Source organism: Lysobacter arenosi, assembly GCF_016613475.2.
Lineage (GTDB): Bacteria > Pseudomonadota > Gammaproteobacteria > Xanthomonadales > Xanthomonadaceae > Lysobacter_J > Lysobacter_J arenosi.
Window position 1 is genome coordinate 1,441,302 of record NZ_CP071517.1, and the last position, 21,174, is coordinate 1,462,475.

General features: G+C 67.9%; 17 protein-coding genes and 1 pseudogene. 12 read left to right on the top strand and 6 right to left on the bottom strand.

Annotated features, from left to right (window positions below; genetic code table 11):
• Positions 1-46 precede the first annotated feature (46 nt).
• Complete coding sequence (locus HIV01_RS06805; protein WP_207527122.1) at positions 47-2,863, bottom strand: S8 family peptidase; 2,817 nt, start codon at positions 2,861-2,863, stop codon at positions 47-49.
• A 417-nt stretch (positions 2,864-3,280) separates the two neighbouring features.
• Here HIV01_RS06805 and HIV01_RS06810 point away from each other — a divergent pair, with 417 nt between their 5' ends.
• The 6 genes from HIV01_RS06810 to HIV01_RS06835 all read left to right on the top strand — a co-directional run bounded on the left by HIV01_RS06810 (position 3,281) and on the right by HIV01_RS06835 (position 8,472).
• Positions 3,281-4,456, top strand: a complete 1,176-nt coding sequence (locus tag HIV01_RS06810) for a thiolase family protein (RefSeq protein WP_200605672.1) — start codon at positions 3,281-3,283, stop codon at positions 4,454-4,456.
• Between the two features lie 122 nt (positions 4,457-4,578).
• On the top strand, positions 4,579-4,947 hold the full coding sequence (locus HIV01_RS06815) for a hypothetical protein (RefSeq protein ID WP_200605673.1): 369 nt from the start codon (positions 4,579-4,581) through the stop codon (positions 4,945-4,947).
• Between the two features lie 267 nt (positions 4,948-5,214).
• Entirely contained in the window at positions 5,215-5,571 is a 357-nt protein-coding gene (locus HIV01_RS06820) for a hypothetical protein (protein WP_200605674.1), read from the top strand.
• A 156-nt stretch (positions 5,572-5,727) separates the two neighbouring features.
• Complete coding sequence (locus HIV01_RS06825; protein WP_200605675.1) at positions 5,728-7,338, top strand: carboxyl transferase domain-containing protein; 1,611 nt, start codon at positions 5,728-5,730, stop codon at positions 7,336-7,338.
• Positions 7,339-7,525: 187 nt separating this feature from the next.
• Positions 7,526-8,104, top strand: a complete 579-nt coding sequence (locus HIV01_RS06830) for a bactofilin family protein (protein ID WP_200605676.1) — start codon at positions 7,526-7,528, stop codon at positions 8,102-8,104.
• The gene (locus tag HIV01_RS06835; protein WP_200605677.1) at positions 8,101-8,472 is read left to right on the top strand and encodes an FYVE zinc finger domain-containing protein; all 372 of its coding nucleotides are present in this window, start codon (positions 8,101-8,103) and stop codon (positions 8,470-8,472) included. Before HIV01_RS06830 ends, HIV01_RS06835 begins: the two co-directional genes overlap by 4 nt.
• 38 nt (positions 8,473-8,510) lie before the next feature.
• On the opposite strand, the gene HIV01_RS06840 is transcribed toward HIV01_RS06835, so the two are convergent.
• From HIV01_RS06840 to HIV01_RS06850, 3 genes and pseudogenes are all read right to left on the bottom strand, one after another.
• Entirely contained in the window at positions 8,511-8,768 is a 258-nt protein-coding gene (locus HIV01_RS06840) for a DUF6587 family protein (protein WP_200605678.1), read from the bottom strand.
• A gap of 2 nt (positions 8,769-8,770) precedes the next feature.
• Entirely contained in the window at positions 8,771-10,642 is a 1,872-nt protein-coding gene (gene feoB / locus HIV01_RS06845; RefSeq protein ID WP_200605679.1) for a ferrous iron transport protein B, read from the bottom strand.
• 71 nt (positions 10,643-10,713) lie between these two features.
• A pseudogene (locus tag HIV01_RS06850) lies at positions 10,714-10,950 on the bottom strand (FeoA family protein); the annotation flags it as partial.
• Between the two features lie 144 nt (positions 10,951-11,094).
• Here HIV01_RS06850 and HIV01_RS06855 point away from each other — a divergent pair.
• From HIV01_RS06855 to yeiP, 6 genes are all read left to right on the top strand, one after another.
• Positions 11,095-11,877: an enoyl-CoA hydratase-related protein gene (locus HIV01_RS06855; RefSeq protein ID WP_200605683.1), complete on the top strand. Its 783-nt coding sequence runs from the start codon at positions 11,095-11,097 to the stop codon at positions 11,875-11,877.
• A gap of 94 nt (positions 11,878-11,971) precedes the next feature.
• Complete coding sequence (locus HIV01_RS06860) at positions 11,972-14,008, top strand: acetyl/propionyl/methylcrotonyl-CoA carboxylase subunit alpha (protein ID WP_200605685.1); 2,037 nt, start codon at positions 11,972-11,974, stop codon at positions 14,006-14,008.
• Positions 14,005-14,898, top strand: coding sequence for a hydroxymethylglutaryl-CoA lyase (locus tag HIV01_RS06865; RefSeq protein ID WP_200605687.1), 894 nt, complete (start codon positions 14,005-14,007; stop codon positions 14,896-14,898). The genes HIV01_RS06860 and HIV01_RS06865 overlap by 4 nt, the downstream gene beginning before the upstream one ends.
• Positions 14,895-17,489: a sensor domain-containing protein gene (locus HIV01_RS06870; protein ID WP_200605689.1), complete on the top strand. Its 2,595-nt coding sequence runs from the start codon at positions 14,895-14,897 to the stop codon at positions 17,487-17,489. Before HIV01_RS06865 ends, HIV01_RS06870 begins: the two co-directional genes overlap by 4 nt.
• A 33-nt stretch (positions 17,490-17,522) precedes the next feature.
• Entirely contained in the window at positions 17,523-18,293 is a 771-nt protein-coding gene (locus HIV01_RS06875; protein WP_200605699.1) for an SDR family NAD(P)-dependent oxidoreductase, read from the top strand.
• Between the two features lie 18 nt (positions 18,294-18,311).
• On the top strand, positions 18,312-18,878 hold the full coding sequence (yeiP, locus tag HIV01_RS06880; protein WP_200605701.1) for an elongation factor P-like protein YeiP: 567 nt from the start codon (positions 18,312-18,314) through the stop codon (positions 18,876-18,878).
• 136 nt (positions 18,879-19,014) lie between these two features.
• Here yeiP and HIV01_RS06885 read toward each other — a convergent pair whose 3' ends face one another.
• Together HIV01_RS06885 and HIV01_RS06890 are read right to left on the bottom strand one after the other, a co-directional pair.
• Entirely contained in the window at positions 19,015-20,856 is a 1,842-nt protein-coding gene (locus tag HIV01_RS06885) for a DUF7844 domain-containing protein (protein WP_425600258.1), read from the bottom strand.
• A complete protein-coding gene (locus HIV01_RS06890) occupies positions 20,853-21,158 on the bottom strand; it encodes a DUF2388 domain-containing protein (RefSeq protein ID WP_200605703.1) in 306 nt (101 codons plus the stop codon). The genes HIV01_RS06885 and HIV01_RS06890 overlap by 4 nt, the downstream gene beginning before the upstream one ends.
• Between the last annotated feature and the right edge of the window lie 16 nt (positions 21,159-21,174).

The window sequence follows — 21,174 nt, forward strand, 5'->3', positions numbered from 1 at the left end:
TCCGGTCTGCCCTGGAAGTCTGCACCAGTTGGCAGATCGGGCCGGCTCACCATCCCAGCGACCACGTCGCCATCGCCCGGGTCCAGGTCTGTCCCTGGATCCGTTGGGCATCGACGTCGAAGCCAATGCGACCCGCACCACGAAGCTGGGTGGCAAGGCTCAGGCCGACTACCCCGACATCGCGGTCCAGGACATCGCCAACGATCGGCGTCCAGATATCCAGCGCCGTGAATCGCGCATCGATGTCGCCGCCGGACTGCGACAGCAGTCGCTGCCATTCGGCGCGACCCTGCAGGCTCCACAGCGATGACCCGACCGACCAGTCGTAGGCAAAGCGCGCCCCGAACAAGGCCTGGCTCAGCGTCATCGTCGATGCGGCGGTGCTCAGGCCGAAACCTGCGGCACCGGCCTCGCTGAAGCCGTCGCGATCGAGTTGCAACGACTGCACGCCGGCATAGGGCGTGATGCGGCCCCTGCCGACGGCAATCGGCCATCCGGCCTGGAGGCCGACCGTTGCATAGCGTTGGGCATAGTCGGCATCGACGCGGAACGATTCGGCGCCCAGCAGGATGTCGCGCTGCGTCCAGCGCTGCATGCGACCCAGCGCGACGCTGCCAAGGAGGTAGCCGCGGCCGAGGTCATAGGCACCGTAAAGCTGCGCTTCTGCCTGGCGGTTGTGCTCGCGATCGGCACGCAGGTCGTGGTGGGCGTAACCCTCGGTCTCCGACAGGGCCATGCCGACGGTCAGGCGATCGCCGAAGCGGTGGTCCTGGCCAAGCATCCAGCCGTCGGCGTCGATGTCGAATCGCGACATCGCCCGCTGCGCGTCGAGGTCATCGGCCCATGCGCCCGCCACGGGCGCGGCCTGCAACGCATCCACGCGTGATTCTAGCGCGCGCCGATTGCCTTCGATCGCCATCAGCGCGAAGGCGGTGTCGGCACCGTGCAGCTCACCCGACAGGCTCGACAGCGTGCGTTCGGCGGCGGCCGCACTGGCGGTCTGCTGGATTGCCCCGGCCGCGCCTAGAAACTCACCATCGACTGCGGACTGGCCGCCCTGGTCGATCTGGTCGAAGGCGCCTTCCACGCGTTCGGCACTGCCGACCGAAGCCGGACTCAAGCCCATGCTCTGCGCGGCGGCGGTGACATCCAGCCGGGTGATGTCGAGCATCACCAGCAGCGGTTCGTAACGCAGCGACGCCTGCAGGAACACGCCGGGCGCGGCAGTCAGTGCATCGAACCTGCCGGTATAGCCGGCCATCGCGAACAGCACGCGTTCCTGCGCCTGCCAGGTGTAGCCCGACTTCACGCCGAGCACGTGGACATCGCCGCCGTCGATGGCCGTGGCACCGGTAATCGTCACCGGCGCGCCGACCCGGTACGCCAGTTCGGCCCCGGCTGTCTGGTGGTAGGTGCCCTGGATGGTGATGTTGTCGCCATCGGCGACCAGACGGCCCTGGTTCTCGAAGGAACCGCTGCTGGCGCCGATGCGCGCTTCGCCTTGCGCGCCGATGGTGGTCAGGCCAGACAGCTGGTTGCTGATGAGCACGCCGCCATTGACCACCGTGCCGCCACCGTTGAATGCGCTCTGTGCCAGCCGCAGCGTGCCGTTGCCTTCCTTGACCAGCCGCCCGGGACCGGTCAGCTGGTTGCCGAAAATGACGGAGCTGTTGTCGAAGCGGACCGTGAAGTCGCCGAAATCCAGCCGCTGTGGACCGCGGATCGCACCGGCGATATTGAGCATGCCGTTGCCGAAGGTGGCATCGATGCCGGTCGCGCCCAGGTCCGTCGCCGTGCCCAGCAGCGTCTGCCGGACGTTGTCGTTGCTGAAGAACGGAAACGCCTGCCACACCAGTGCGGCGGCACCGGATATTTGCGGCGCGGCCAATGACGTGCCGCGGTAGCGCCAGTAGCTCGGCGACGTCGGCGAATCGTCCTTGCCCGTCACCACCACTTCGCCGAGCGCACCGATGCAATAGCGCATTGCCTGGCCACAGGCGTTGGCGTAGCTGGCCAGTGCGTTGGTGCCTTCCAGCGCCGTCGCCGCGATCCAGCCGCGTTCCAGGTCTGCCGCCGGCAAACTGCCAGCGTTACCAGGCTGGCTGGGCAGCGCGGCCATGCTCGACGGGTTGGGCTTGGACTCGTTGCCGGTGGCGAACACCACCAGGCCGCCGTTGCTGATGATGAAGGGACGGTACTCGTCGGCGATCGCCGCGGTCGCGGCCGGGTTGGTCCAGTACAGGCCGCCCCAGGAATTGTTCATCACCCGCACGCCGCGGTTGATCAGGTCCTCGTGGATTCCCTTGAGTCCAAGCGCCCCATTGACCTCGTTGCCCGAACCGGACCCGTCGTCCTTGGGTTCCTCGTCGCTGATGATGCGCGCCGAGACGATCTGCGCACCGGGCGCGATGCCGCCCGGCCAGGCACCGAAGGGCGTACCGGCCATGATCTGCGACACCGCGGTGCCATGACCGACGACATCGTCGATGGCCAGGTTGTTGGGCGGCGACGAGATGTAGTTGAGGTTTTCCAGCACGCGCGGCGACAACGCCGGGTGGTTGTGCATCACGCCGCTGTCGACCACGCCGATGCGCACGCCTGCGCCGGTGATTCCTGCTTGTCGCGCAGCGGCGGCATTGGTCGAGACCAGGTGCTGGCTGAACTGTGGATCCGGCGTGGACACCACCGGAGGTGTCGGCGGAGGCGGCGGGGGTGGCGTCGGCGGCGTCACGGTTGCAGGCGGCGGACCAGACCGGACGTTGCCACCACCACCGCCACCACCACAGGCAGCCAGCCCGCATACCGCCGACAGCAGCAATGCGCTGCGCAACGCGGTGACCAGTCCTCGTTCGCGATAAGCCATCTCGCCCTCGACCACGGCGCGTTCGCTCCCCAGCGAATCCAGCGCTCGTCCTTGGGTTCTTTTAATCCAACATGCAGGCCACCACAATCGGAACAAGTCGCAGTTGCGCCAATTGCCGGGCCGTGTCTCACACACACGGCATCCTGGTCGTCCCGACGTGAGCGTGTGACGACCGCCGGACTGCGCGATGGCAATGGCATCGCCACCGTCGCCCGCACTCCGACGGACCCGGTTCGGACGGCGCGGCGGTCCGGGCCGGGTACCTGCCCTTCATGAGCCATTTGGCTTCGGGCCCAAGAGCCCCCCTACCGCGGCCTGAACAGGCCGGCCGCCCGGGTGGTTTGCGGCGGTGCAGCATGCAGCCGCATAATCCGGGGGTTCCGGCCCCGCGCTGGCCCGCAATGTCCTGGAGTTTTCATGAGTGACGTCGTCATCGTCGGTGCCAAGCGCACCGCCATCGGTTCCTTCCTCGGTCAGTTCACCGGCGTCCCGACGCCAGTGCTGGGCACGGCCGCCATCACCGGCGCGCTCGAACACGCCAACGTCGCCGCCGACCAGGTCGACGAAGTGATCATGGGTTGCGTCCTGCCGGCCGGCCTGGGCCAGGCACCGGCGCGCCAGGCCGCGCTTGCTGCCGGCCTGCCGACCTCGGCCGGCGCGACGACCATCAACAAGGTCTGCGGCTCGGGCATGAAGGCGATCATGCTGGCCACCGACCTGATCAAGGCCGGCTCGGCGAACGTCGTGGTCGCCGGCGGCATGGAGTCGATGACCAACGCACCGCACCTGCTCAACAACTCGCGCACCGGCATCCGCTACGGCAGCGCCGAGTTCCTCGACCACATGGCGTGGGACGGCCTGACCAGTCCGTACGACGGCAAGGCGATGGGCGTGTTTGGCGACATGGCATGCGAGAAGTACGAGTTCGACCGCGCATCGCTCGATGCCTTCTCGGCCGAAAGCGCGCGGCGCGCGCAAGCCGCCGTGACCGGCGGTGCATTCAAGGACGAGATCGTCCCGGTGACCGTCAAGGGTCGCAAGGGTGACGTCGTCGTCGACGGTGACGAAGAGCCGGGCAAGATCGACCTGGCCAAGATCCCGACGCTGCGCGCGGCCTTCGGCAAGGAAGGCGTGCTGACCGCCGCGTCGTCGTCGAAGATTTCCGATGGTGCCGCCGCCACCGTGCTGATGAGCGCCGAGGAAGCCAGCAAGCGCGGCCTCAAGCCGCTGGCCCGCATCGTCGCCCATGCCGGCCATGCACAGGCGCCGGAATGGTTCACCACCGCACCGGTGAAAGCGATTTCAAACGTGCTGGCCAAGGCCGGCTGGCAGGTCGGCGATGTCGACCTGTTCGAGGTCAATGAAGCGTTTGCCTGTGTGGCCATGGCGCCGATGAAGGACCTCGGGATCCCCCACGAAAAGCTGAACGTCAACGGTGGCGCGGTTGCCCTGGGTCACCCGATCGGTGCCAGCGGCGCCCGTCTGGTCGTGACCCTGGTGCATGCCCTGCGTGCACGCGGCGTCAAGCGCGGCGTCGCTTCCCTGTGCATTGGCGGTGGCGAAGCCACGGCGATTGCTGTAGAAGTGCTATAAGACGTTAAAAACGTATTACTTAAAAAAAACCGGACAAGCCGCTTGACACGCGTCACCGGCTTGTCATCATGTTATAGACGCGCAATTGCGCGTTGCCTAACTAAACGACGAGGATATAAACCATGACTTTCAACAAGGCGCTGCTCGCCCTGGCTATGGGCCTGGCCCTGGCTGCTTGCTCGAACCAGAAGCAGGCTGACGAAGCTGCCACGGACGCCGCCGCTGCTTCGACCGAAGCCGCTGCTGCTGCTGACACCGCTGCTGCTACCGGCGACGCCGCTGCTGCCGACGCTGCCCAGGCTGCTGCCGACACCGCTGCCCAGGCTGCTGACGCTGCCGCCGCTTCGGCTGACGCCACCGCCGCTGCCGCTGCTCCGGCCGCTGCCGACGCAGCTGCTGACGCCGCTGGTCAGGCTGCTGACGCCGCCACCCAGGCTGCTGACGCTGCTACCCAGGCTGCTGACGCTGCCAAGGAAGAAGTGAAGAAGTAATCACTTCGGGCAGGTAACTGCCCGGGTGTTGCTCTCACAGGAAAGGCCGCCGGGGTTTCCCGGCGGCTTTTTCCGTAGTGGGGCCGGCCACGACGTCAGGTGCTTCGTGGCCCCCATACCAATTCACGTGGTTAGCAGTAAGCTCCACACCCGATCAGTGAACGATCGGACTGGCCCGGCCGGATCGCAATGAGCACCGGCGTTGCCTGATCTTGTTGATGGTGAACTTTTACCTGGCACTTCTCGGACAACCCAACGGAGAGACTCATGAACATCAAGCTCTATGTAGCCCTGGCCGCCGCCGTCCTGGCCCTGTCGGCCTGTCAGAAGACCGACACCGCGCAGACCGAAGCCGCCGAAGCCGCCAACGCTGCTTCGCAGGCCGCCGATGCCGCCTCCACCGCCGCGACCGAAAGCGCCGAAGCCGCTGCCGCCGCCACTGACGCCGCCGCCGCCCAGGCCGGTGCCGCCGTGGAACAGGCTGCCGACTCGACCGCCGCCGCTGCTTCCAACGCCGCCGCCGGCGCCGCCGCTGCCACCGCCGATGCCGCCCAGGCCACGGCCGACGCTGCGGAGAAGGTTGCCGACAAGGCCGACAAGGCCGCGGAAGAAGTGAAGAAGTAAGCGCAATATGTTTGCTGCAACGATTTCGAGAGGCCCGCGCAAGCGGGCCTTTCTTTTTGCGTTCGCGGGCAAGGGCAAATGGATCCCGGCTTTCGCCGGGATGACGGTCTGGCGCCTTTGTGGTCTCATGCCGAATCTTCCGCACCCCTTGCATCGATGCCCGCACTGACTTCCAACATCGATCCGCGCTCCCAGGATTTCCAGGACAACGTCGCCTACCACCGCGCCCTGGTCGATGAACTCGATGCCCGACTTGCCCGCGCCGCCGAGGGCGGCGGAGACAAGGCACGCGCCCGCCATACCGAGCGCGGCAAGCTGCTGGCGCGCGATCGCATCACTGCCCTGCTCGACCCGGGTTCGCCGTTCCTCGAGATTGCACCGCTCGCTGCCGAAGGCATGTACGACGATGCCGCGCCGGCAGCCGGCATGGTCTGCGGCATCGGCCGGGTGATGGGACAGGAAGTGGTGATCGTCGCCAACGACGCCACCGTCAAGGGCGGCACCTACTTCCCGATGACAGTGAAGAAGCATCTGCGCGCGCAGGAAATCGCGCGGGAGAACCACCTGCCCTGCGTCTACCTGGTCGACTCCGGCGGTGCGTTCCTGCCGCTGCAGGACGAGGTATTCCCGGACAAGGAACACTTCGGCCGCATCTTCTACAACCAGGCACGGCTGAGCGCGGAGAACATCCCGCAGGTCGCCGTGGTCATGGGCTCGTGCACCGCTGGTGGCGCCTACGTCCCGGCGATGTGCGACGAGTCGATCATCGTGCGCGAACAGGGCACGATCTTCCTCGGTGGTCCGCCGCTGGTGAAGGCCGCCACCGGCGAGATCGTCGACGCCGAAACACTCGGTGGCGCCGACGTGCACACCAGCGTGTCCGGCGTGGCCGATCACTTCGCAGAGGACGACCGCCACGCGCTGCAGATCGCCCGCGACATCGTCGCCACGTTCAATCGCCGCAAGACGCTGCCGGTTGCGGTGCAGGCCGCGCGCGAACCGTTGTATCCGTCCAGCGAGCTGTACGGCATCGTGCCCAAGGACACGCGCCGCCCGTTCGACATCCGCGAGGTCATCGCCCGCGTCGTCGATGGCAGCGACTTCCAGGAGTTCAAGGCGCGCTACGGCAAGACGCTGGTCACCGGCTTCGCCCACCTGCACGGTTACCCGGTCGGCATCGTCGCCAACAACGGCATCCTGTTCGCCGAGAGCGCGCTCAAGGGCGCGCACTTCATCGAGCTGTGCAACCAGCGCGGCATCCCGCTGGTGTTCCTGCAGAACATCACCGGCTTCATGGTCGGCCGCAAGTACGAGAACGCCGGCATCGCCAAGGACGGAGCGAAGATGGTGACGGCGGTTGCGTGTTCGCATGTGCCCAAGTTCACAGTCGTCATCGGCGGCAGCTTCGGCGCCGGCAACTACGCCATGTGCGGCCGCTCCTATGGCGCACGTTTCCTGTGGATGTGGCCCAACGCGCGCATCTCGGTGATGGGCGGCGAGCAGGCGGCGAGCGTGCTCGCCACGGTCAAGCGCGACGGCATCGAAGCCGCCGGCAAGGTCTGGACGGCCGAGGAGGAAGAAGCCTTCAAGGCACCGATCCGCGACCAGTACGAAAGCCAGGGCAACCCCTACTACGCCACCGCCCGTCTCTGGGACGACGGCATCATCGATCCGGCCGACACGCGTCGCGTGCTCGGCCTTGGCCTGTCGGCCAGCCTCAATGCACCGATCGAGGAGCGCACGCGCTTCGGCGTGTTCCGCATGTAGCGTCGATGCCGTTTTGCGCGCGAGTGCGCGCTTGGCCCAGTCAGGCAGGTGATCGTCAGATAAACGGCTGGGCCAAAGTGATGATTGGGTGAGGCACGTCACACCGATGATGGCGAGCGGCCAGTAGCCTCGACTGGTTGCACTCCATCACTGCTCAGTGTGTCTTGCCCAACATCAGGAAGTCCCCATGGCGATCTTCAATTCCCCCCCGTCGTCCACCCCGAAGCAAAACGTGCCGCCGACCCAGCCGGGGCAACCCGAATCCGCACTGGGCAAGGAGCCGGACGTGCGCAATGAAATTTCATTCGGTTCCACCACTCCCAAGCCCGCCGTCGCGGCAGCACCGCGCCCGGTCGAGCGCGAGGGCAAGGAGTCTCTGATCGCCGCTGACCTGTCCATCGAAGGCAAGATCCAGGGCGCTGGCCACATCCGCATCGCCGGTCGCTTCAAGGGCGACGTGCAGGTCGAAGGCGACCTGACGGTCGAAGTCGGCGCCAAGGTCACCGGCGGCGTGCGTGCGCGCAAGGTCGTCATCGCCGGCGAGCTCGAAGGCAACATCGAATCGGCTGCACGCGTCGAGCTGCTCGAAGGCGGCGTGGTCGTCGGCGACGTCAAGGCCGGCACGGTCACGGTCGCGGCCGGTGCGCGCATGCGCGGCCAGGTCGAGTTCGGCTGGGACGAGAAGGAAGCGGCCAAGGCCAATGGCAAGGCCGACAAGGCTGACAAGGCCGACTTCAACAAGGCGGAGGCGAGCACCGCCGCATGAGTGCCGTTCGCCCCGGTACACCCGGTGCGACGCGCATCTGTCCGCACTGCAAGACGAAGATCCTCGACAGCGCCACCGTCTGTCCGTCCTGCAGGCACCATTTGCGCTTCGACCCCGATGCCGTGGAGTCCGCCAAGCAGCGGTCGGTGCCGCTGCGCGTGGAAGGAACGATCAAGCCACCGCCGGGCGACAACGCCCTGGAGTATTCGGTGGTGCTGACCATCCGCAATGACGAGGGCGTCGAGATCGATCGCCAGGTCATGGGGGTCGGGGCGCTCTTCGCCGGCGAAGAGCGCTCCTTTACGCTGGAAGTCGAAGCGGTCGAGGTAAAGGGCTATCGGGCCGGACGCGGACGCGGGCGCCACTAGCTACGACGTCATCCCGGCGAACGCCGGGATGACGGTCATCACCGATGCTTGCGCGGCGGCGCCGGGCCGCAGTTATCGCAGCCGCCACAGCTGTCGTCGCCCAGGCTCGCCGGCGGCGCGATGCGACGCCCCAGCGCGCGCAACCAGCCAGGCTGCCCGTCACGCACCATCGGTATCGCCAGCGCGATGCGCAACCGGCGTACCGCGTTGGGAAACTGCCGCCGCGCCACGAAGCCCGCACTGATCACCACCGCCAAGGCGATGACCAGGTACTGCGCGAGCAGGCCGGCGTCCATGCTCACCCTGCCCCCAGCGCCACGGCGATCTGGTAGGTCAGCATCGAAGCCAGGTAGGCCAGCGCGAACAGGTAGCCGGCGCTGATGCCCACCTGCTTCCACGAGTTGGTCTCGCGCTTGATCGTGGCCAGCGTGGAGATGCACTGCGGCGCATAGATGAACCACACCAGCAGCGACAGAGCCGTGGCCAGCGACCAGCCGTTGCTGATCAGCGGGGTCAGTGCCTGCGTGGCGGCATCGTCGCTGGCGGCCGACAGCGCATAGACCGTGGCCAGCGACGACACCACGACTTCGCGTGCCGCCATGCCCGGGATCAGCGCGATGCAGATCTGCCAGTTGAAGCCCAGCGGCGCGAACACCGTCGTCATCGCATGGCCGATGCGGCCGGCGAAGCTGTAGTCGATGGCCGGGCCGGTGGCGCCCGCCGGCGCACCCGGGAACGACAGCAGGAACCACAGCAGGATCGTCAGCGCCAGGATGATGCCGCCGACGCGACGCAGGAAGATCCAGGCGCGCTCCCACAGGCCGATCAGCAGGTCGCGCGGGTGCGGGATGCGGTACGACGGCAGCTCCAGCAGCAGCGCGTGCTCGCTCTTGTCGCGGCGCCACTTCTTCATCACCCACGACACCGCCAGTGCGCTGATGATGCCGGCCGCGTACAGGCCGAACAGCACCAGGCCCTGCTGGTTGAGGACACCCAGCACCTGCTTCTGCGGAATGAAGGCACCGATCAACAGCGCATACACCGGCAGTCGCGCCGAGCAGGTCATCAGCGGCGACACCAGGATCGTCGCAAGACGGTCGCGCGGGTCCTGGATCGAGCGCGTGGCCATGATGCCCGGCACCGCGCAGGCGAAGCTCGACAGCAGCGGAATGAACGAGCGGCCGGACAGGCCTGCCGACGCCATCATCCGGTCGAGCAGGAAGGCCGCACGCGGCAGGTAGCCCGACTCCTCCAGCGCGAGGATGAAGGCGAACAGGATCAGGATCTGCGGCAGGAACACGATGACGCTGCCCAGGCCGGCGATGATGCCGTCGACCAGCAGGCTGCGCAGCGGACCGTCGGGCAGCATCGCGCCGACGAACTCGCCGGTTGCGGCCGTGCCGACCTCGATCAGGTCCATCAGCGGCGTCGCCCAGGCATAGACCGCCTGGAAGATCAGGAACATCACCACCGCCAGCGACAACAGGCCGAGCACCGGGTGCAGCAGCCAGCGATCGAGTGCGTCATCGATCTCGGCGGTGCGGCGCGGCATGGCCACGGCCAGTTCGAGCAGGCGCCGGGTTTCGGCGTGCAGCGCGTCGGCATTGTCGGCGAGGTTGGCCGGCAGGTGCACGCGCGGTTCGTGCAGCTTGTCGGCGACGCTGTCGAGCATCGCCACCAGCTCGCGCGCGCCGCCGCTGCGCACGGCCACGGTCGGCACCACCGGCACGCCGAGCTCGCGCTCGAGCACGGCCAGGTCGATGTCGATGCCGCGGCGCTTGGCCGCGTCCATCATGTTGACCGCGACCACCATCGGCCGGCCCAGCTCGCGCACTTCCAGGGCAAAGCGCAGGTGCAGGCGCAGGTTGGTCGCATCGACCACGCACACCAGCACGTCCGGCGCGGGCTCACCCGGATAGAAACCGCGGCACAGGTCGCGCGTCACCGCCTCGTCGAGGCTGGCGGCGTGCAGGCTGTAGGCGCCGGGCAGATCGAGCACGGCGTAGTGGCGTCCGGACGGCGCATGGAAGCGGCCTTCCTTGCGCTCGACGGTGACGCCGGCGTAATTGGCGACTTTCTGCCGGCTGCCGGTGAGCTGGTTGAACAGCGCGGTCTTGCCGCAGTTCGGGTTGCCGACCAGGGCGACGCGGATGGCTTCGGCGCTGCTCATGCCTGGCCGCCTTTCGTGCTTTCAGCGTCCGCGTCGAAGCCATTGATGCGCTTGCCGCTGCCGTTGCCATCGCCGGCGGACTGCACGCGCACGCGCGCCGCTTCACTGCGACGCAAGGCGAAGCGGGTGAAGCCGATCTGCACCAGCAGCGGCTCTGCGGACACCGGACCGGCCGCCATCACTTCCACGCGCTCGCCATGGACGAAGCCGAGCTCGCGCAGTCGACGCGCGATGGAGTCGTTCGGCGAGTGGTCCTCGACGCTTTCAACGGTGGCGGCGGTACGGCGTGGCAATTCGGACAGCTTCAAGGTTCACCTGCAAGCCGGCCCGGGGGGCGAATCGGGCCAAGGCGCCAAATGGGAATTGTTCTCAATTCTACACCACCGCCCGCAAACGCACGGGTCCAGCGGGCCAGCGGCTATGATTCGCCACAGTCCAACAAGCCCAGGCCGATGACCCATCCCCTGCTGAACGTGCGCGAAGGGGCCGTCGCCCGCCTGCGCCTGAACCGACCGGACCTGCACAACGCCTTCGACGCGATGGTGATCGCCGCGCTGACCGGCGCACTGGAAGCGGTGGCCGCCGACGACAGCGTACGGGTGGTCGTGCTGGAGGGTGAAGGCGCCTCTTTCTCGGCCGGCGCCGACCTCAACTGGATGCGCGGCATGGCCGCCGCCAGCGAGGCAGCCAACCGCGAGGATTCGCTCGCCCTCGCCCGCCTGATGCGCACCCTGGACGAACTGCCCAAGCCGACCATCGCCCGCGTGCACGGTGCCGCCTTCGGCGGCGGCGTCGGCCTGGTGGCCTGCTGCGATATCGCCATCGCCGCGCCCGAGGCGAAGTTCGGCCTGACCGAGAGCAAGCTCGGGCTGCTGCCGGCGGTGATCTCGCCCTACGTGATCGAGGCGATCGGGCCGCGCCAGGCACGGCGCTGGTTCGCCACCGCCGAGATCTTCACTGCGGACACCGCGCTGGAGATCGGCCTGGTCCACCAGGTGGTCCCGGGCAATGAGCTGGACCAGGCGGTGCAGCGCCAGATCGACCTGCTGCTGAAGGCCGGCCCCGTGGCCTCGGCGACCGCCAAGGCCCTGGTCCGCCGGGTCACCGGCGAACGCGACCGCGATCGCCTCGATGCCGACAATGCCGCGCTCATCGCCGGTCTGCGAGTATCGGCCGAAGGCCAGGAAGGCCTGGGCGCCTTCCTGGAAAAGCGCAAGCCGCACTGGGCGCAGTAGGCAGCCGCACCGGGAAACCATTCGAAGGGCGGGGTCACTGCCCCTGCCCTGACGCCTCTCCGAAAGAGCGGGCTTTTTGAAGGAGTGCTTGAAGTTGTTCGACAAGATCCTGATTGCCAATCGAGGCGAGATCGCCTGCCGCGTGATCCGCACCTGCCGTCGTCTCGGCATCGCCACGGTCGCGGTGTACTCGCAGGCCGATGCCGATGCGCAGCATGTGCGCCTGGCCGATGAGGCGTGGCCGATTGGCGGACCGCGCCCGGCCGAAAGCTACCTGCGTGGCGATGCGATCCTCGAAGTCGCGCTGAAGTCCGGCGCACAGGCGATCCATCCCGGCTACGGTTTCCTCAGCGAGAACGCCGACTTCGCCGATGCGGTCGAAGCGGCCGGCGTCGTCTTCATCGGGCCCAAGGCGGCCTCGATGCGCAAGATGGGCAGCAAGGCCGGTGCCAAGGAACTGATGCAGGCCGCCGGCGTGCCGGTCGTCCCCGGCTACACCGGCGAGGACCAGTCGCCCGACGTGCTCCAGCGCGAAGCCGACGCGATCGGTTATCCGCTGATGATCAAGGCCGCACACGGCGGCGGCGGCAAGGGCATGCGCATCGTCCGCGACAGCGGCGAGTTCGCCGCCAACCTGGAAAGCTGCCAGCGCGAGGCGCGCAATGCCTTCGGTCGCGATCGCGTGCTGCTGGAGCGTTACGTCGAGCGCCCGCGCCACATCGAGATCCAGGTGTTCGGCGACAGCCACGGCCACACCCTCCATCTGAACGAGCGCGAATGCTCGGCACAGCGCCGCTACCAGAAGGTGCTCGAGGAATCGCCCTCGCCGTTCCTCTCGGCGCAGTTGCGCGATGCGATGGGTTCTGCCGCGGTGCTTGCCGCGCGCGCGATCGACTACGTCAACGCCGGCACGGTCGAGTTCATCGTTGGGCAGGACGGTGGCTTCTACTTCATGGAGATCAACACCCGCCTGCAGGTCGAACATCCGGTCACCGAATTCGTCACCGGCCTGGACCTGGTCGAATGGCAACTGCGCGTCGCCGCCGGCGAAGCGCTGCCGCTGGCGCAGGGCCAGATCGCACAACAAGGCCACGCCATCGAAGTCCGGCTGTACGCCGAAGATCCCGATGCCGGCTTCCTGCCCGGTTCCGGGCGGCTGGAGCGGCTGCGTTTGCCGGCAGCCGACCAGCACGTGCGCATCGATTCGGGTGTGATCGAGGGCGACACCGTCACGATCTTCTACGACCCGATGATCGCCAAGCTCATCGTCCATGACGCAGACCGTCCGCGCGCCCTCGCCCGCCTGCGTGCGGCGCTGGCGCAGTGCGACATCGCCGGGCCGAAGGCCAACATCGAGTTCCTCGAGCGCCTGGTCCGCCACCCGGCGGTCGTCGAAGGTCGCATCGACACCGGTTATCTCGACCGCCACCTGGACGAATTCATCCAGGCCGGCGACACCGCCAGCGACGACACCGCGCAGGACCTGCTGTTGGCCGCCGCCACGGCCCAGCTGCTGGTGCAGGAGCGCCAGTCCCTGGAGCGCGCCGGCGCTTCGACCGACCCGTCTTCGCCGTGGGCGATCGCCGATGGCTGGCGCCTGGGCCACGGCAGCCGCCGCAGCCTGGCCTTCCTGCAGGGCGAACGGCGCCTGGAGCTGCACGCGCAGGGCAGCAACGGCAACTACCGCATCGAGCACGCGGACCGGATCCACAGCGTCGAAGGCGCCCGCAACGAGGCCGGCGACGGCCTCAGCCTGCGCATTGACGGACGCGGCCGCCGCTTTACGTTGGCTATGGATGCAGGCCCCGGAAACAGCGCGGGCGACGGGCGGATCGTCGTGCATGACGGCGGGCGTCGACTCCGTCTTCAGGCGGTGCCGATGTATCGTCCGGAGCGAAGCAGCGCGGTCGGCACCGGCAACCGGTTGCTGGCGCCGATGCCCGGACGGGTGGTGCTGGTCAAGGCCGCGCCGGGCGACGAGGTCGAGGCAGGACAGGAGCTGATGGTGATCGAAGCGATGAAGATGGAGTTGAGCCTCAAGTCGCCGCGCGCGGGCACGGTCGCCGAAGTGCGCGCGGCCGCCGGCGACTTCGTCGAGGCCGACACCGTGCTGGTGGCGTTGGCGTCATGAAGCGCTCGGTCCGCATCGTCGAAGTAGGCCCGCGCGACGGCCTGCAGAACGAGAAAACCAACGTCGCCACCGCCGACAAGATCGAACTGATCGATCGCCTCTCGGCGACTGGCCTGCGCAGCATCGAGGCCACCAGCTTCGTCAGTCCCAAGTGGGTGCCGCAGCTGGCCGATGCCGCCGAAGTGCTGGCCGGCATCCATCGCCGGCCCGGCGTTCGCTACCCGGTGCTGGTGCCCAACGAACAGGGCTATGCACGCGCACGCAGCGCCGGCGTCGACGAGATCGCGGTGTTCACCGCCGCGTCCGAGGAATTCAACCGCCGCAACATCAATGCCAGCATCGACGAATCGCTGCAGCGCTTCGTCCCGGTGATGGAGCGCGCACGCGCCGACGGCGTGGCGGTGCGCGGCTATGTCTCCACCGTGCTCGGTTGCCCGTACCAGGGCGAAGTGCCGCTGGCCGACGTGGTCCGCGTTGCGCGTGCGCTGCACGACATGGGCTGCTACGAAGTCTCGCTCGGCGACACGATTGGCATTGGCACGCCCGGCAAGGCACGCGCGATGTTGCTGGCGGTGGCGCAGGAAGTGCCGATCGGCGCGCTCGCCGTGCATTTCCACGACACCTATGGCCAGGCGCTGGCCAACATCCTCGCCTGCCTGGAAGAAGGCGTCGCGGTGGTCGATTCCGCCGTCTCCGGCACCGGTGGCTGCCCGTACGCCAAGGGCGCCAGCGGCAACGTCGCCAGCGAGGACGTCGTCTACATGCTGCACGGGCTTGGCATCGAGACCGGCATCGACCTGCCCGCGCTGGCGGAAACCGGCCGCTGGCTCGCCGCCCTGCTGGGACGCGAAACCGGCAGCCGGGTCGGCAAGGCGCTCGCGGCCTCATGACGTCGAAGGCGCCAGCGGCAGGCCCTTCGACATCGGCCGGACCGGCCGATGGGGCCGATGCGGCGGCCACGCTGGCAGCCATCGACCACGCGCTCGCGCGCGACGGCGAACTTTCCGAAGACACCCGCGCGCTCCTGCAACAGGCGCGCCAGGCATTGCACGACTCCTGCGCCGAAGCCGATGCCGAACGCCAGCGCTATCGCGACCTGTTCGACGCCCTGCCCGACCCGGTCAGCATCATTGCCTACGACGGCACCGTGCTCGACCTCAATCGTTCCGGACTGGAATCGTATCGGCGCCCGCGCGAGGAGCTGATCGGCCAGCCGATCGAGACCATCAACCCCGAACTGCCGCAGGACCACATGGTTCCGGTGCTGGAGACGCTCAACCGTGGCGGAAGCTACATGGTCGAGGTCACCAACATGCGCAGCGACGGCACGCGCTTTCCGGTCGAGGTCCACACCGGGCCGCTGCTGTACGACGGCCGCAAGGCGATGGTCGCGGTCGCGCGCGATCTGAGCAGCCGGCTCACCGGGCAATTGCGCTATCGCGAACTGATGGAAGCGATGGACCGCGGCATCCTGATCCAGGATGCCGACCTGCAGATCGTCTACACCAACGTGGCGGCGATGAAGATCCTGGGCGTCGGCGAAGACGAGTCGGTCAACGACGCGCTGCGCGAGGACAACTGGATGGTCGTCGACGATCGCGGCCGGCAGCTGTCTCCCGACATGTACCCTTCGCATCGCGCCCTGAAGACCGGACGCATCTGCGAGAGCACGGTCCTGGGGCTGTACCACCGTGCGAGGCAGCAGCTGATGTGGCTGTCGGTGACGGCGGTGCCGCAGTTCCCGCCCGATGGCGACAAGCCACACCAGGTGCTGTCGCTGTTCTCCGACATCACCACGCTCAAGCGCGACAGCACGCTGTTCGATCGCGCCCAGGCGATGGCGCACATCGGCGGCTGGGAATGGGAGGTCGGACCGGACCGGCTGTACCTGACCGACGAGGCGCAACGCATCCTCGGCCATCGGCCGGCGCCTACGACCATCGAAGGCATGCTGGCCTGCCTGCGCACGCAGGATCGTGAACGCCTGCGCGCGGCGCTGGGCCAGGCGATCTCATTCGGGCGCAAGCTCGAACTCGAAGTCCAGGGCCATCGCGCCGACGGCCGCGGCTTCTGGCTGCGCGTGATCGGCGAGGCCGACGCGGCAGATCCGCTCAACTCGCGTTTGACCGGCACGCTGCAGGACATCACCGAGCGCAAGCACGACGAGGAAACGCTGCGCGTGCAGGCGCGCAGCGATCCGCTGACCGGCCTGCTCAACCGCGATGCGGTGCTGGCCGAGCTGGAGAGCCGCCTCGACGATCCGCTTCGCGACACCCTCGCCGTGCTCTATGTCGACCTGGATCGCTTCAAGGTCGTCAACGATGTGCTCGGCCATGCCGCCGGCGATCGACTGCTCGCCTCGGCCGGCCGCCGCATCCAGCGCGCGATTGGCAGCGAAGGCCTGATCGCGCGATTCGGCGGCGACGAATTCCTGATCATCTGCGACACCGGCAGTGATCCGTCGCGGCCGGAACGCCTGGCCGATGCGATCCTGGAGATCTTCGGCGACAGCTTCCGCCTCGACGGCGAGGAGTTCAGCATCACCGCCAGCATCGGCATTGCGCAGGCACCGCTCGACGGCGTGCGCTCGCAGCAGCTGATCCAGAGCGCCGACGTGGCGATGTACGACAGCAAGCGTCGTGGCCGCAACGGCTGGCAGGCATTCACGCCGGAACTGGCCGAGCAGCAGCTGCATCGATTGCAGCTGGAGACGCACCTGCGCCGCGCGGTCAACAACGAAGAGTTCCATCTGGTCTACCAGCCGCAGGTCGACCTCACCACCGGTGCGATGGTCGCGGCGGAAGCCCTGATCCGCTGGCGCAACCACTCGCTGGGCGAGATCCGTCCGGACAAGTTCATCGATCACGCCGAAACCACCGGCGACATCGTCGGCATCGGCGACTGGGTGCTGCAGGAAGCCTGCCGGCAACTGCGCGAATGGCAGGAAGGCGGGCTGGCCGTGCCGCGCGTGGCGGTGAACGTGTCGTACCGGCAGTTCCTCGGTGAAGACCTGGCCAGCAGCGTCAGCTCGGCCTTGGCCGAGTACGGCCTGCCCGGCAACGCGCTGGAACTGGAGTTCACCGAGCGCGTGCTGATCGAGGACGCGCCCGACACGCTGCGCACCTTCGCCGCGCTTCGCGAGATGGGCGTGATGCTGACGATCGACGATTTCGGCGAGGGCTACAGCGCGCTCAACTACCTGCGCCGGCTGCCCATCCATGGCCTCAAGCTGAGCCAGCTGTTCGTCCAGGGCGTGCCGGGCAACCAGTCCGACGTGGCGGTCTGCCAGGCCGTCGCCGGCATCGCCCGCAGCCTCGGCCTGACCCTGGTCGCCGAAGGCGTTGAGACCGAGGAACACCGTGAGTTCCTGCTGCAACTGGGGGTCAGCATCGGCCAGGGCTTCCTGTTCGCGCCGGGGCTGATGCCCGACGAGCTCAGGCTGGTCTACCGGACGGCGGCGATGGGCGGGCCGGTCCGGTAAAATCCCCGGTTTCCGCGTCCCTGGACCAGCCCAATGCAACTCGATACTGTCCGCGCCATCGTCACCGGCGGCGTCTCCGGCCTTGGCCTCGCCGTCGCCCAGCACCTGGTCGCCAACGGCGCCAAGGTCGCCCTGTTCGATGTCAACGACGACAAGGGCGCCGCTGCCGTGTCCGCGCTCGGCGCCGACAAGGCCCGCTACTTCAAGACCGACGTCACCAGCGAGACCGACGTCGCCGCCAATGTCGCCGCTGCCAGCGACTTCCTCGGCGGTCTCAATGCCACCATCAACTGCGCCGGCATCCTCGGCGCCGGTCGCGTCCTGGGCAAGGAAGGCGCGATGCCGCTGGCGCAGTTCCAGGGCACGGTGATGGTCAACCTGGTCGGCAGTTTCAACGTCGCCAAGGCCGCCGCCGCGCTGATGCAGCACAACGAGGCCGGCGTCGACGGCGAGCGTGGCGTGATCGTCAACACCGCGTCGGTCGCCGCCTACGAAGGCCAGATCGGCCAGGCCGCGTACTCGGCATCGAAGGGCGGCGTGGTCGGCATGACCCTGCCGATGGCGCGCGAACTGTCGCGCTTCGGCATCCGCGTCATGACGGTGGCGCCGGGCATCTTCTGGACGCCGATGGTCGACGGCATGCCCGACTCGGTGCAGCAGTCGCTGGCCGCGTCGATTCCGTTCCCGTCGCGCCTGGGCAAGCCGGAGGAGTTCGCCGACCTGGTCGCCTACATCCTGCGCAACACCTACCTCAACGGCGAGACCATCCGTCTCGACGGCGCAACGCGCCTGGCGCCGAAGTAATCCAATCAAAGGTCACGCATGAAAGCCTACGACGTAAAGAAGGGTAACGTTGTCGAGTACAACAACGCGGTCTACCAGATCCGCGACATCGAGCGCAGCTCGCCGCAGGGCCGCGGCGGCAACGTAAAGTTCCGCTTCACCATGTACAGCGTCCCGGGCGGCACCAAGCTCGACGTCAGCATGGGTGGCGACGATGAGGTGAAGGAAGTCGAGCTCAGCCGCCGCCAGGCGACGTTCTCGTACAAGGACGGCGAGGCGTTCGTGTTCCTCGACGATGAGGACTACACCCCGTACACACTCGACGCCGATGCCGTCGGCGACCTCGCCGGCTACATCGTCGCCGACCTGAGCGGCTGCTACGTGCAGATCATCGACGACGCGCCGGTGGCACTGCAGCTGCCGCAGAGCGTGGCGATCGAAGTGGTCGAGACGCCGCCGGAACTCAAGGGCGGCACCGCGACCAAGCGTCCGAAGCCGGCCAAGCTGTCGACCGGTATCGAGATCATGGTTCCAGAGTACATCGGCAACGGCGAGCGCGTGCTGGTCAACACCACCACGGGCGAGTTTGCCGGTCGCGCGGACTGACGCTCACTATTCCGTCGTCCCGGCGAAAGCCGGGACCCATTTGGCGTTTGCCCTGCCCTGCAGGCGCCGCGGCATAGTCCAAGCAGATGGATCCCGGCTTTTGCCGGGATGACGGTGACGGCAACGGTGACGTTGGTCATGGCAAACGAACGCCGCCCTCTGCCGCGTGCAAAGCACGCAACCGCTGCCCCAGCAGATCGCTGTTGGCGGCAATGCCATCGAGCAACGCCCGTTGCGGCGGCGACATCAACTCACGCGCGCCCTCTTCCACGTCCGCACGCAACTGCTTGAGCCGGGTGCGACGCTGCCCGCTCTCGATTGCCAGCGTCGCGCGTTCCTGCGCTTGCGGCAGGCCGTAACCAGGACCATCCAGCAACTGCGCCGGCCGCCCCAGGTAGGCGCCTTCCTTCAGCAGGCGCTGCAGCACGGCAACCTCCGCCGGCTGCGCATTGCCCCCGAGGTACTTCCGCTTCAGCGCCTCCTGCACCTGCAGGCGCTGGCGGCGCTGCGCTGCCTGTTCCAGCAGCAGCAACGCCGCGCCACTGCGAAGGTCGGTGCGTTCGATCCACGGCCGCCGCTGCGCCGGATCGAGCGCCATCCAGTCCTCGACCTTTGACTGCGGCAGGTCCAGCTGCGCCTGCGCCACCGCGTACAACTGCTGGAAATGCGGGCGCAGCGATTCGAAGTGATAGCCCAGCCGCAGCGCTTCGGCCGGATCGTCGAACACCGTGGGGTCGGCGACGCCGGCCCGCTCCAGCCGGTGCAGCACTCCGGTCGGCGTGATGCTGCCGATGCCGGCGGACGCCAGCCGCGGTACGCCGTCGTGCAGCAACTTGTAAGTTTCCACCGCGCAGTTGTTGCTGACGAAGTAGTAGCGGCCGTCGTAGCTCCAGTGCAGCTGTGCGGCACGCTCGAGCAGTCCGGCAATCTCGTCGCGCTGCAGGCGCAGCGGCGTCGAGCGCAGGCCGCGCAGTTCCACCTTGGTGTATTCGTCGACCACCTGGGTCAGCGGCAGCACGAACAGTCGCGAGGGATAGCGCCCCGTCAGCCCGCGCCAGCTCGACAGCTGGACGTCGTCGACGAACGCGCGGAACGAGAGCACGAGGTGGTATTGCAGATCGAGGCGGCAGTCCGGCCCCGGCGCGCGTCCGGGCGCGCACACCACCAGGCGCAGCATGCTGTGGCCCCACCGGCTCATCACCTGGTCGTTGCTGTCGGCCAGCAGATAGTCGACCTCATACACGCGACGCGGATCGAGCGCGGCCAGCGCTTCATCGCCGCCGTCGCCGGCATCGACATAGACGAAGTCGGATGCGCACTGTGCGGGATCTCCCGACGAACCCAACCGCTCCGCAAAGTAGCGATGCAGCGCAGGGCGCCGGCAGGCATAGCCCGGGTCGAGCAGGAAGTACTCGAGATTGACCGCGACGAACTCCGCCGGCGCCTTCAGCTCGTAGCGATCGGGGCTGCGATCGACGAAGCGGTTCTCGCGTCGGCCTGCCAGTTTCGTACCCAGTTTCGTCGCCCGGACCTGCCATCCGGCCAGGTCGAGCAGGCGCGGATCACGCGACATCGGGCCGCCGGGGGCGATGCGGTCGTACATGTGCGCGAGCTCGTGCAGCAGCGTCGCTTCTGCCCGTTTCGATGCGTCCGGGTCGTCACCGTCGGCAATGGCCGGCAGCAGCGCACGATCCAGAAGGATTTCATTGCGGCTGGCATGTCCGACGACACCGGCATCCAGCGCTTCGCTCCAGCGGACCTCGATCGGCCGATCCAGTGTCGCCTGCATCGTCGGTGGCAGTCGCGATTGCGCCCGAGCAAGCAACTGCGCCGTGGCGGCGATTTCGCCCGGCCCCAGGCCGCTTTCGTCCAGCTGCAGCCGCAGTGCGGCCTGGGTCTGTCCGACCCACAGGACCAGTATCAGCAGAGGCCAGGCCGCGAACCGGACCCGCCGGCTGCGGCCGCGGCCGCTGTTCACAGCGCCAGGATGGCCTTCGCCAGTTCGATGTCGCTGGCCTGGCGAGCCTGCGGCACGTTCTCGCGCAGGTGGCGCAGCGCCGCCTCGAGCTGGGCGCCGCGGATGGCACCGTCGCTGGCGACGAAGCTGGCGGCGTCATCGCGTGCGGCCAGCACCACCTTGTCGTTGCCAGACGAGGAATCCGAACTGGCGCTGGAGGCGGAGCTGCCGCCTGCGGACGTGCCGGCGAAGCTGGAGGCCAGAGCGGCGGCGGGTGCGGCGCCCAGGAGCGCGATGGAGAGCAGGACGGCGGGGGATTTCATCGGGGCTCCGAAGGGA